We start from the raw sequence: 11,870 nt of genomic DNA on the forward strand, positions 1-11,870 counted from the left end.
TGCTTCTTCATCCCCCGCAGGCGTCTCGACCGGCACGGAAGGAGCACCGCGATTCATACAGGCAACGACGACGGCCGGGCCGGGAGACCGACTCCCCGGCCAGAGGGCGTTACGATGCCCGCCGTGAGTCCCGAGAGCCAGGCACCCGAGGCACTGCCGTCGCGACGGCGCCGCGCCCCCCGCGGCGGCCGGCACCGCGGCGACGAGTCCTTCCTGCTTCCCCCCAATTCCCCAACGCTCGTCCTGGCCGTGCCCGGCCCCGCCCGGCACGCCGGCACCGCGATCGCCGCGGAGCTGGCCCGGCTCGTCGAGATCGAGCACACCGGGCAGCCCGCCCGCTACGGCCACCTGGAGGGCGACGAGGCGAGCCTGACCGCCGTGCTCGCCGGGCTGCGCGGCGCGGACGGCGAGCTGGCGGCGGTCGTCGTCCCGCTGTCGACGGGACCCGACCCGCGGATGGACGCCGCCCTGCACGCCGCCGTGACCGCCGCGCCGGTGCACGCCGTCGCCGCCGAGCCGCTCGGCCCGCACCCCCTCATCGCCGAGGCCCTGCACGACCGGCTCGCCGACGCCGGGCTCGCCCGCGCCGACCGGATCCGGCTGATGACGATGGTGACGGCCGCGTCCGGCGTGATCGTCGCGACGCCGGGCGACGCGACGGCCGTCCGGCAGGCCGAGGTCACCGGCGTGCTGCTCGCCTCGCGGCTCGCCGCGCCGGTGTTCACCGCCTCGCTGAACGACGAGTCGTCCGTCAAGGCCGCCACCGAGCAGCTCCGCGCCGCCGGGGCCGCGTCGATCGCGCTCGCGCCGCACCTGATCGGCCCCGAGCCGGAGGCCGCCCTCGCCGCGCCGGCCGCCGCCTCCGTCGGGGCCGCCGCGTCCACCCCGCTGGGCGCCCACCCGGCCCTGGCCCGCCTGGCCGCCCTGCGCTACGTGGAGGCCCTGTCGCTCGCCCTGGCCGATTAGCCCAGGGGGGCGACCCCCTGGAACCCCCGTTGCGGCGCAGGCGATCCTCACGCCGCCGTTTCGGTCTGTCTGCCTGTGCTGGTGTGCGTGGCGTCGCTGCGGTCGCCTGCGCCGTCGGGTCGTGCGGCCTCCGGCGCTGGGGCGCCTCCGGCCGCACGACCCGCGGGCTCGGCTCAGGTCTCTCCGGGAATCAACGGTTCTTGAAGTCGGGTGGGCGCTTCTCCAGGGCGGCGGCCATGCCCTCGGCCAGGTCCTCGGTGAAGAAGGCGAGGGTCTGGACGGCCGTCTCGGTGGTGAGGTGCGCGCGCAGACCGGGGGCGTCCAGGGACGCGTTGAGCAGCTCCTTCGTCCGGCGCAGCCCGTACGGGGACTTGGCGAGCAGCTCGCCCGCGAGGGCGTGCGCCGCCTCCAGGTCCGTCCCCGTGGGGACGGTCTCGGTGATCAGGCCGAGCGCGCCGGCGCGCTCGACGTCCAGCCGCGGGCTCCGGTAGGCGATCTCGGCGGCCCGCGCCGGGCCGACGAGCCGGGGCAGCAGCCACGACAGGCCGCAGTCGCCCGCCGACAGCCCGAGGTCGGTGAACGGCACCACGAACCGGGTCGACTCGTCGGCGACCCGCAGGTCGCAGGCCAGCGCCCAGGACACCCCGACCCCCGCGACGGGGCCGTGCAGCGCCGCGACGACCGGCTGCGGGATCTCCCGCAGCCGCGCGGTGACCTCGCCGCCGCGGGCGATGGCCCGGTAGAGCCGCTGGGCGCGGCCCTCGGCCGTCCCGGCGCCGCCCGGGTCGCCCTCCTGGATGTCCATGCCCGCGCTGAACGCGCGTCCCTTCCCGGTGAGGACGACGACCCGCGTGCCGGGGTCGCGCATCAGCTCGTTGAGGACGTCGAGCAGCTCCTCGGTCATGGCGTTGTCGACCGCGTTGAGGCGCTCCGGACGGGACAGGGCGATCGTGAGCACCCCGTCCCGCCGGTCGAGCTCTATCGCGCTCAACGGATCAGCCGCTGAGCTGCTGGATCAGCGGACCCATCTGGTCCATCGCGTTCTTGTGGACGGTCAGCGGCTCCGCCGCGCTGATCGCCGCCCAGTTGTCGCGGACGTCCTCCACGGTGAACGTGTCCTTCTGCCCGTAGCCGGGGCCCTCCGCGACGAAGATCTTCGCGATCCGGCCGCCGCCGACGGTGTAGACCTCGCCGGAGTCCTGGTTGGACTCGTGGGCGAGGTAGGCGACGAGCGGGGTCACCTGCTCGACGCTCAGCCTGTCCGCGAAGTCGGCGGGCAGGAGGTCCTCGGTCATGCGCGTCCAAGCGACCGGGGCGATGGCGTTGGCCTTGATGTCGTACTTGGCGCCCTCGTGCGCGAGCGTCTTCGTGAACCCGACCAGGCCCATCTTGGCGGTGGCGTAGTTGGCCTGGCCGAAGTTGCCGAACAGCCCGGCCGGGGACGAGGTGTTCACGATCCGCCCGTGCCCGTTCTCGCGCAGGTGCGGCCACGCGGCGCTGGAGACGAGGAACGAGCCGCGCAGGTGGACGGCGATGACCGCGTCGAACTCCTCGACCGTCATGTTCTTGAACGACCTGTCGCGCAGGATGCCCGCGTTGTTGATCACGATGTCGACCTTGCCGAAGGCGTCCAGCGCGGCCCGCACGACGGCCTGCGCGCCGTCCGGCGTCGCGACGTCGTCGGGGTTCGCGACCGCCTCCCCGCCGGCCTTCGTGATCTCGTCCACGACCTGCTGCGCGGGGCCGGCGGAGGCGCCGACGCCGGACCGGTCGCCGCCGAGGTCGTTGACCACGACCCTGGCGCCGCGCGCGGCGAGCTCCAGCGCGTGCCGGCGGCCGAGGCCGTGCCCGGCCCCGGTCACGACCGCGACCCGGCCGTCGTAGCGCAGTTCCGACATCTGTGTCTCCTCACATGCGAGCTGCTACGCCCTCAGGTAATCATCCAGGGGTTACCCAGTGGTACCACCAAACCGAATCACGCTCGGGAGCGGGTCCCGGTTTCGACCGGGCGTACCATGGGAGCCGGTAGAGAATTGCGCAGAATGCCGCTTTTCGCCCGGTGCCACGGCGTACTCTCCTCGCGACGAGCAACGGAGGTCCCGCATCGATGAGCCCCGCCGACGCGTCCCCGCCCGCGTCCCCGTCCGCGTACTCGCCCGGCCCCCGTCCGTACCGCGTCGTGCAGTGGGCGACCGGCGCCGTCGGACGCAGCGTGATCAGGGCCGTGCTCGACCGGGACGACCTCGAACTGGCCGGAGCCTGGGTGCACTCCCCCGACAAGGCGGGCGTCGACGCGGCCGCCATCGCGGGCCGCGCGCCCGTCGGGGTCCGCGCCACCGGGGACCTGGACGAGATCCTCGACCTCGAAGCCGACTGCGTCGTCTACGCCCCGCGTCCCGGCCTCGACCGGTTCGCCGAGCTGGAGGTCGTCTGCGCGCTGCTCGCGTCCGGGAAGAACGTGATCTCGCTCAACGGGTTCGTCTACCCGCAGGCGCACGGCCCGCAGTACGTGAACGAGCTGGAGCAGGCGTGCAAGCACGGCGGCACGTCCGTGCACGGCAGCGGGATCAGCGGCGGCTTCATGGCCGACCTCCTGCCGCTCGTGCTGACGCGGCTGTCCAGCCGGATCGGGCACGTCTACGTCCGGGAGTGCGCGGACTTCTCGCGGTACCCGTCCTGGGAGATGGTCCACCGCATGATCGGCTTCGGCAAGACGGAGGAGGCGTACCTGCGGGCGCTGCGGCCCGCCCGCACCGCGATGCGGGGGCTGTACTCCGAGAGCCTGCACCTCGTGGCGGCCGGGCTCGGCGTCGACCTGGACGAGGTCGACATGGACGTCGAGCACCGCCTCGCCCGCACCGACCTCGTCACCGCCGCCGGTCCGATCCCGCGCGGCACGGTCGCGGCGGCCCGCTGGACGTTCAGCGGCCTCGCCGCCGGACGTCCCGTGATCACCATCGAGGTGGTGCACAAGGCCGACGCGGCGCGGATGCCGCCCGAGTGGGGCGGCCCCGGCTACTCGCTCCGCGTGAACGGCAGCCCGTCCGTGGCGCTCGCCGCCGACGAGAGCTGGGTGTCCGACCCGATCACGGCGGCGGCCGCGCACGCGCTGAACGCCGTCCCCGCCGTCTGCGCGGCGGACCCCGGCATCCGCACCGGCCTGGACCTGCCGATGATCAGCGGCCGGATACGGAACTGAGCGCTCAGGGCCGGGTGCGCGCGGGCTCCGGCTCCTCGCCCGAGCCGATCTCCGCCTCGGCCTTCTCCTCGTCGCGGGCCTCGCGCCGGTGCTTGCGGACGCCCCACACCGCCAGCGCGACGACGGCGGCGACCGCGAGGCCGATCGCGAGGCCGCGCCCGGCGAGCTGCGCCGTGTGCTCGAACGCCGCGCCCGCGAAGTAGCCGCCGAGCGTGAACGTCACCACCCAGGTCACACCGCCGATGATGTTGAACACCAGGAACTTCGGATAGGGCAGCCGCGAACTCCCGGCGAGCGCGGGCATCAGCGCCCGCAGCAGCGCGGTGAAGCGTCCGATGAACACCGCGAACGCGCCGCGCCTGCGGATCAGCCCCTGCGCCGAGGCGACCTTGGCCCGGTGCCTCCGCATCGCCTTGACGTCCAGCAGCCGCGGCCCGTACCGGCGGCCGATCTCGTAGCCGACCGAGTCGCCGACCACGGCCGCGACCACCGCGATGACCAGCAACAGGGGCAGCGACAGCGTGCCCTGCTGGGCGAGCACGCCGCCCACCACGATCGCCGTCTCGCCGGGGAACACGAACCCGACGAACAGTGCCGCCTCGGCGAACACCAGAGCGGCGATGATCAGATAGATCATCCCAGGTGGGAGCCCGTCCACCAGGGCGTTGAACTGCTCAAGCATGGGTCCCCGCGATCGTCCGGCCGAGCATTCGACGGTCTATCGTAGCCATGGGGCCCGGGGCGTCGAATCCTCCGCGCGGACTACGCCCGCGGGCGGGCAAGGCGACTTCGGGAGGAGCCCGGCATGACCGCACAGGAGGTCGAGGGAGGCCGGTTCGTCCGGCAGCCGAACCGCTTCACGGAGCGGATCACGGCGGACGGGTCGAGCGGCCTGCGCGCCGAACCCGGCCGGTACCGGCTGTTCGTGTCGTACGCGTGCCCGTGGGCGCACCGCAGCCTGATCGTCCGGCGGCTGCTCGGCCTGGAGGACGCGATCGGCGTCGGCGTCGTCGACCCGATCCGGGACGAGCGCGGCTGGCGCTTTCCCGACCGCGACCCCGTCACGAACGCCGAGTTCCTCTCCGAGTTGTACCTCAGCAGCGACCCGGGCTTCACCGGGCGCTACACCGTCCCCTGCATCTGGGATACCGAGACCGAGCGCCTGGTCACCAACGACTTCCCGAACATCACCACGATGCTGGAGACGGAGTTCACCGCCCTCCAGAAGCCGGACGCGCCCGACCTGTACCCCGAGGCGCTGCGTCCCGAGATCGACGAGATGAACGACCTGCTCTACACGACGATCAACAACGGCGTGTACAAGGCGGGCTTCGCCACGTCCCAGGACGCCTACGAGGACGCTTTCGACGCCCTCTTCGCCACCCTCGACCAACTGGAAGAGCGCCTGGCGAGCTCCCGCTACCTCTTCGGCGACGAGATCACGGAATCAGACGTCCGCCTCTACCCGACGATCGCCCGCTTCGACGCCGTCTACTACTCGCACTTCAAGTGCAACCTCCGCCGCATCACCGACTACCCCAACCTCTGGGCGTACGCACGGGATCTGTACTCGATCCCCGCTTTCGGCGAGACCACGAACTTCGACCACATCAAGCGCCACTACTACGTGACGCACCGCAACATCAACCCCACCGGCATCGTGCCCAAGGGCCCGAGCATCGACTGGACGGCCGCGCACAACCGGGAACGCTGATCCCAAACCGTCGTTATGCTGGCGGTTCTCCAGTAATCACCATGAGAGGCACCCCCCGACCATGCGCAGCCAGTTCTTCGGAAACATCGACCAGGGCCAGCAGCTCCCCGGTCACTTCGCGCTTCAGAACTCCAAGATGCTCCGCGTCCACCTGAACGGCGACGTCCTCGCCCGGCAGGGTTCCATGGTGGCCTTCCAAGGCCAGATGGAGTTCGACTACGAGGGGTCGGGCGGCATCGGCAAGTTCATGAAGAAGGCGCTGACGGGCGAGGGCGTCCCGCTGATGCGCGTCAAGGGCCAAGGCCTGCTGTTCGTCGCGAACGACGCCGACGACATCCACCTCTTCTACCTTGAGAACGAGGGCATCACCGTCAACGGCAAGAACATCCTCGCCTTCGACTCCCACCTCCAGTGGGACATCCAGCGCGTCCAGGGCGCCGGGATCGCCGCGGGCGGCCTGTTCAACACCACCCTCACCGGCACCGGCTGGGTGGCCCTCACCACGCACGGCACCCCCGTCATGCTCGACTGCGGCCGCGCCCCCACGTTCGCCGACGGGCAGTCCGCCGTCGCCTGGAGCCAGAGCCTCCAGGTGGGCGTGAACCGCACCTTCAAGGCGAGCGCCCTCATCGGCCGCGGCAGCGGCGAGGCCATGCAGCTCGCCTACCAGGGCCAGGGCTTCGTCCTGATCCAGGCCAGCGAGGGCCCCACGGTCCCCCAGCACAGCCACTAATCCCCAGCAGTGCCCCCGTGTCCCCTCGAACACCCCTCCAAGGAGGAACCTCTCTGGACGGGACAGAAGCGAGGCAACAGGTCGTGCGACCGGAGGCGCCCCAGGCGCCGGAGGTCGCACGACCTGCCGCGCGAGGTGCGCGTTCGGGGAGACGCCCCAGCGTCGAGCCGAACGCGCACCTCGCGCGTGACGGGGGTTCCAGGGGGTCGCCCCCCTGGGCCAACACTGCAGTAGCCTTGATTCGTCTCAGAACTCACCTGCGAGCTGCGGAAGAGGGCGATCTCCGCCGTGTCGACAGAGTCGTCGCAAACTAGTGCCGACCCGAACATGACCGACTTCGGCGCCAACGAGTGGCTGGTCGACGAGCTGTACCAGAAGTACCTCGAAGACCCGAACTCCGTTGACGAGGCCTGGTGGAACTTTTTCGCGGACTACAAGCCGGACAGCCGGCCGTCGTCCGTGACTCCGGCTTCCCCCCAGGCCAGTGCCGACCGTGCGACCGGGAAGGCCGCGAACGGCACCGCGGCGGCTCCGCCGACACCGCAGGCCCCGGTGAAGCCGCCGAAGGCCCCCGCCAAGGGCGAGGCCAAGGCGGACAAGCAGGCGGACAAGCAGGCGGACAAGCAGGCGCAGAAGCCCGCGCCGCCGCCCGTTCCGGCGGGCGCCGAGGAGGTCCGGTTGCGCGGCGTCGCGGCGCGGACGGCCGCCAACATGGAGGCCAGCCTCGGGGTGCCGACGGCGACGAGCGTGCGCGCCGTCCCGGCGAAGCTGCTGATCGACAACCGCATCGTGATCAACAACCATCTGAAGCGCGGGCGGGGCGGCAAGGTCTCGTTCACGCATCTGATCGGGTACGCGATCGTGAAGGCGCTCGCGGCGATGCCGGAGATGAACGCGGCGTTCACCGAGGTCGACGGCAAGCCGGTGCTGATCAGGCCGGAGCACGTGAACTTCGGGCTGGCGATCGACCTGCAGAAGAGCGACGGTTCGCGGCAGCTGGTGGTGCCGTCGGTGAAGGCGGCCGAGGCGCTGGACTTCCGCCAGTTCTGGGCGGCGTATGAGGAGATCGTCCGCAAGGCGCGCGGCGGCAAGCTGACCCTGGAGGACTTCCAGGGCACGACGATCAGCCTGACGAACCCGGGCACGATCGGCACCGTCCACTCGGTGCCGCGGCTGATGCCGGGCCAGGGCACGATCATCGGCGTCGGCGCGATGGAGTACCCGGCGGAGTTCGCGGGCGCGTCCAGCGACACCCTGTCGCGCATGGGGATCAGCAAGGTGATGACGCTGACCTCCACCTACGACCACCGGATCATCCAGGGCGCGCAGTCGGGCGACTTCCTGCGCCGGATCCACGAGCTGCTGCTGGGCGCGGACGGCTTCTACGACGAGATCTTCGAGGCGCTGCGGATCCCCTACGAGCCGGTCCGCTGGGTGAAGGACATCTCGGCCACCCACGAGGACGACGTGGCCAAGGTCGCGCGCGTCCACGAGCTGATCCACGCCTACCGGGTCCGGGGCCACCTGATGGCCGACACCGACCCGCTGGAGTACAAGCAGCGCCGCCACCCCGACCTGGACATCCTCAAGCACGGCCTCACCCTGTGGGACCTGGAGCGCGAGTTCGCGACGGGCGGGTTCGGCGGCAAGCCGACGATGAAGCTGCGCGACATCCTCGGCGTGCTGCGCATGGCCTACTGCCGGACGGTCGGCATCGAGTACATGCACATGCAGGACCCGGAGGAGCGCGCCTGGATCCAGGAGCGCGTGGAGGTCCCGCACGACAAGCCGTCGCGCGAGGAGCAGCTGCACGTGCTGCGGCGGCTCAACAGCGCCGAGGCGTTCGAGACGTTCCTGCAGACCAAGTTCGTCGGGCAGAAGCGGTTCTCGCTGGAGGGCGGCGAGTCGGTCATCCCGCTGCTGGACTCGGTGATCTCGGCCGCGGCCAAGGAGAGCCTGGACGAGGTTGTGATCGGCATGGCCCACCGCGGCCGGCTGAACGTGCTGGCCAACATCGTCGGCAAGTCCTACGGGCAGATCTTCGGCGAGTTCGAGGGCAACCTCGACCCGCGCAGCGCGCAGGGCTCGGGCGACGTGAAGTACCACCTGGGCGCCTCGGGCGACTTCGTCGCCGACGACGGCTCCAAGATCCACACCGAGCTGGTCGCCAACCCCTCCCACCTGGAGACGGTCGACCCGGTGCTGGAGGGCGTGGTGCGCGCCAAGCAGGACCTCCTGGACGTCGGCGAGGCCGGGTTCAGCGTGCTGCCGATCCTGATCCACGGCGACGCGGCGTTCGCCGGGCAGGGCGTGGTGGCCGAGACGCTGAACCTGTCGCAGCTGCGCGGCTACCGCACCGGCGGCACCGTGCACGTGATCATCAACAACCAGGTCGGGTTCACCACCGCGCCGGAGTACTCCCGGTCCAGCGTGTACTCCACCGACGTGGCCCGGATGATCCAGGCGCCGATCTTCCACGTCAACGGCGACGACCCGGAGGCGTGCGCGCGGGTGGCGCGGCTGGCGTTCGAGTACCGGCAGACGTTCAAGAAGGACGTCGTCATCGACATGGTCTGCTACCGGCGGCGCGGCCACAACGAGGGCGAGAACCCCTCGTTCACCCAGCCGCTGATGTACGACCTGATCGACGCCAAGCGGTCGGTGCGCAAGCTCTACACCGAGGCCCTGATCGGGCGCGGCGACATCACGGTCGAGGAGGCCGAGCAGGCGCTGCGCGACTACCAGGAGCAGCTGGAGCGGGCGTTCACCGAGACCCGCGAGGCGGTGAAGAAGCCGCTGGAGCCGGGCTCGGTGGTCAAGCCCGACATCGAGGAGAGCATCCCGATCGACCACGGCAAGGCCAGGTCGGCGATCCCGCAGGAGACCGTCAAGCGGATCATCGAGACGCAGGTCAGCCTGCCGGAGGGGTTCACCCCGCACCCGCGGCTCCAGCCGATCCTGCAGCGCCGCGCGCAGATGATCGAGGACGACGCGATCGACTGGGCGACCGGCGAGCTGCTGGCGATGGGCTCGCTGCTGATCGACGGCCACCCGGTCCGACTCGTCGGGCAGGACACCCGGCGCGGCACGTTCGGGCAGCGGCACGCCGTCCTGGTCGACCGCAGGACCGGCGAGGAGTACACCCCGCTCAAGCAGTTCGGGCAGGGCGTGTCGAAGTTCTACGTGCACGACTCGCTGCTCAGCGAGTACGCCGCGATGGGCTTCGAGTACGGGTACTCGATGACCCGTCCGGACGCGCTGGTGTGCTGGGAGGCCCAGTTCGGCGACTTCGCCAACGGCGCCCAGTCGATCGTGGACGAGTACATCTCCTCCGGCGAGCAGAAGTGGGGCCAGCACTCCAGCGTCGTGCTGCTGCTGCCGCACGGCTACGAGGGCCAGGGGCCCGACCACTCGTCCGCGCGGATCGAGCGCTACCTGCAACTGTGCGCGCAGGACAACATGACCGTCGTCTACCCGACGACCCCGGCGAACTACTTCCACCTGCTGCGCTGGCAGGTGCTGTCGGGCCGCAACAAGCCGCTGGTGGTGTTCACGCCCAAGTCGCTGCTGCGGCTCAAGGCGGCGGCGTCCCCGGTCGAGCAGATCACCGGCGGCGCGTTCCAGCCGGTCATCCCGGAGGTCAACCCGGGGATCGACCCGGCGGGCGTGCGAAGGGTGCTGCTCACCACCGGCAAGATCTACTACGACGTGGCCAAGGCCCGCGACGAGCACGCCGCGACCGACACCGCGATCGTCCGGGTCGAGCGGCTGTACCCGCCGCCGGTCGACGAGATCAAGGCGGAGCTGGCCAAGTACCCCGAGGGCGCGGAGGTCGTCTGGGTCCAGGACGAGCCCGCCAACATGGGCGCCTGGCCGTTCATGGCGCTCAAGCTGCCGCACCACATCGAGGGGCTGCGGCTGTCGCGGGTGTCGCGCCCGGCGTCCTCCTCCCCCGCCGTGGGCTCGGCCAAGCTGCACCAGGCCGAGCAGGAGGCCCTCCTCGCCCGGCTGTTCGATCAGGGCTAGTCCCGGTCCCGGGGGCATCCCCCGGAAGAGACACAGGACGGTCCGAGGGCTCCGGCGCGCCGCGCCGGGGCCCTCGGCGTCCCGACCCGAGGACCGCACGAAGAGGAACCGGAACGATGTACTTCACCGATCGGGGCATCGAGGAGCTGACGGACCGGCGCGGCGCGGAGGAGGTCAGCATCGCCTGGCTGGCGGAGCGGCTGCGCGAGTTCGTCGACCTGAACCCCGAGTTCGAGACGTCCGTGGAGCGCCTCGCCACCTGGCTGGCCCGGCTGGACGACGACGAGGACGAGTAGCGGGACCGGGGACGCGCCCGTCCTGAAACGCGATACATCTTGACATCCGGCAGACGCGACATATCGTGTTCACTGGATGCCGGAAGACGCTCGACGAAGGGCAGACCGCGATGTCGCGCTGGACGATCGACGAACCGACCACCCTCGACTTCGACGGCGTGGTCGCGCTGCGGGCGACGCTGATCGCGGGCAGCGTGTCGGTGCTCGCCTCGGACGAGCGGCCGTCCATCATGGTCGGCGACGTGGAGGGCCCGCCGCTGGTGGTCACGCACGACGCGGGCATGCTGACGGTCACCCACGAGAGGCTGTGGGAGGGCGTGCTGAGCTGGCTGCGCACGCAGCGGTGCCGCGCGACGGTGACGGTGACCGTCCCCCGCGACTGCCCGGTCACGCTGAACCTCGTCTCGGCGGACGCGATCGTGACGGGCATGACGGCGCGGACGTCCATCAAGAGCGCGTCCGGCGACGTGACGCTCGACGGGGTGGCGGGCGCGATCGACGCCAACACCGTGTCGGGCGCGGTCGAGGCGCAGGGCCTGGACGGCACGGTCTCGTTCACCTCCGTGTCCGGCGACCTGTCCCTCGCGGGCGGCTCGCTCGACCGGCTCGCGGCCCGCGCGGTGAGCGGCCGCGTCGCCGCCGACGTCGCGCTCGGCGGCGGCGGGAAGGTCGACGTCAACACGGTGTCCGGCGAGGTGGCGCTGCGCATCCCCGAGTCGGCGGGCGCGCGGGTCACGCTGAACTCGGCCGCCGGGCGGATCGAGACGTCCTTCGACGCGCTGGAGGAGCAGGAGGGGCTCGTCGCGCGCGGCCGGTCCGGCGAGATCGGCGACGGCTCGGGCCGGCTGTCGGTCAACACGGTGTCCGGCGCGATCACGCTGCTCGGCCGCGCCGACGACGCCCCGGAGATCACCACACCCCGGATGGAGAAGTGAG

10 protein-coding genes are annotated in these 11,870 nt (G+C 71.4%); 7 read left to right on the forward strand and 3 right to left on the reverse strand.

All coding sequences use genetic code 11. From position 1 onward, the window contains the following. The first annotated feature begins 123 nt into the window (after positions 1-123). Positions 124-966, forward strand: coding sequence for a sirohydrochlorin chelatase (locus tag FXF68_RS14190; protein WP_148759481.1), 843 nt, complete (start codon positions 124-126; stop codon positions 964-966). Between the two features lie 190 nt (positions 967-1,156). On the opposite strand, the gene FXF68_RS14195 is transcribed toward FXF68_RS14190, so the two are convergent. Both FXF68_RS14195 and FXF68_RS14200 read right to left on the reverse strand, forming a co-directional pair. Continuing rightward, the gene (locus FXF68_RS14195) at positions 1,157-1,957 is read right to left on the reverse strand and encodes an enoyl-CoA hydratase/isomerase family protein (RefSeq protein WP_148759482.1); all 801 of its coding nucleotides are present in this window, start codon (positions 1,955-1,957) and stop codon (positions 1,157-1,159) included. Positions 1,958-1,961: 4 nt separating this feature from the next. After that, positions 1,962-2,864, reverse strand: a complete 903-nt coding sequence (locus tag FXF68_RS14200; protein ID WP_148759483.1) for an SDR family oxidoreductase — start codon at positions 2,862-2,864, stop codon at positions 1,962-1,964. A gap of 209 nt (positions 2,865-3,073) precedes the next feature. Between FXF68_RS14200 and FXF68_RS14205 the strand changes: the two genes are divergently transcribed. Next, positions 3,074-4,165, forward strand: coding sequence for an NAD(P)H-dependent amine dehydrogenase family protein (locus FXF68_RS14205; protein WP_148759484.1), 1,092 nt, complete (start codon positions 3,074-3,076; stop codon positions 4,163-4,165). Between the two features lie 4 nt (positions 4,166-4,169). Here FXF68_RS14205 and FXF68_RS14210 read toward each other — a convergent pair whose 3' ends face one another. Beyond that, a complete protein-coding gene (locus tag FXF68_RS14210) occupies positions 4,170-4,847 on the reverse strand; it encodes a DedA family protein (RefSeq protein ID WP_148759485.1) in 678 nt (225 codons plus the stop codon). A gap of 123 nt (positions 4,848-4,970) precedes the next feature. Here FXF68_RS14210 and FXF68_RS14215 point away from each other — a divergent pair, with 123 nt between their 5' ends. From FXF68_RS14215 to FXF68_RS14235, 5 genes are all read left to right on the forward strand, one after another. Beyond that, positions 4,971-5,879, forward strand: a complete 909-nt coding sequence (locus FXF68_RS14215; RefSeq protein ID WP_148759486.1) for a glutathione S-transferase family protein — start codon at positions 4,971-4,973, stop codon at positions 5,877-5,879. A 61-nt stretch (positions 5,880-5,940) separates the two neighbouring features. Next, complete coding sequence (locus tag FXF68_RS14220) at positions 5,941-6,612, forward strand: AIM24 family protein (RefSeq protein ID WP_148351476.1); 672 nt, start codon at positions 5,941-5,943, stop codon at positions 6,610-6,612. A gap of 288 nt (positions 6,613-6,900) precedes the next feature. Further along, entirely contained in the window at positions 6,901-10,638 is a 3,738-nt protein-coding gene (locus FXF68_RS14225; RefSeq protein ID WP_148759487.1) for a multifunctional oxoglutarate decarboxylase/oxoglutarate dehydrogenase thiamine pyrophosphate-binding subunit/dihydrolipoyllysine-residue succinyltransferase subunit, read from the forward strand. A 116-nt stretch (positions 10,639-10,754) separates the two neighbouring features. Then, positions 10,755-10,934 (forward strand): DUF6104 family protein, encoded by a 180-nt coding sequence (locus FXF68_RS14230; protein WP_148759488.1) that lies wholly within the window; start codon positions 10,755-10,757, stop codon positions 10,932-10,934. A 65-nt stretch (positions 10,935-10,999) separates the two neighbouring features. Continuing rightward, on the forward strand, positions 11,000-11,869 hold the full coding sequence (locus tag FXF68_RS14235; RefSeq protein WP_246178681.1) for a DUF4097 family beta strand repeat-containing protein: 870 nt from the start codon (positions 11,000-11,002) through the stop codon (positions 11,867-11,869). Position 11,870 lies beyond the last annotated feature (1 nt).

It is taken from the genome of Actinomadura decatromicini, assembly GCF_008121305.1.
GTDB lineage: Bacteria > Actinomycetota > Actinomycetes > Streptosporangiales > Streptosporangiaceae > Spirillospora > Spirillospora syzygii.

Excerpts from the sequence above, each read along its gene's own strand:
- FXF68_RS14200 (WP_148759483.1), bottom strand. The coding sequence starts at position 2,864 with ATGTCGGAACTGCGCTACGACGGCCGGGTCGCGGTCGTGACCGGGGCC.
- FXF68_RS14205 (WP_148759484.1), top strand. The coding sequence starts at position 3,074 with ATGAGCCCCGCCGACGCGTCCCCGCCCGCGTCCCCGTCCGCGTACTCG.
- FXF68_RS14210 (WP_148759485.1), bottom strand. The coding sequence starts at position 4,847 with ATGCTTGAGCAGTTCAACGCCCTGGTGGACGGGCTCCCACCTGGGATG.
- FXF68_RS14215 (WP_148759486.1), top strand. The coding sequence starts at position 4,971 with ATGACCGCACAGGAGGTCGAGGGAGGCCGGTTCGTCCGGCAGCCGAAC.
- FXF68_RS14220 (WP_148351476.1), top strand. The coding sequence starts at position 5,941 with ATGCGCAGCCAGTTCTTCGGAAACATCGACCAGGGCCAGCAGCTCCCC.
- FXF68_RS14230 (WP_148759488.1), top strand. The coding sequence starts at position 10,755 with ATGTACTTCACCGATCGGGGCATCGAGGAGCTGACGGACCGGCGCGGC.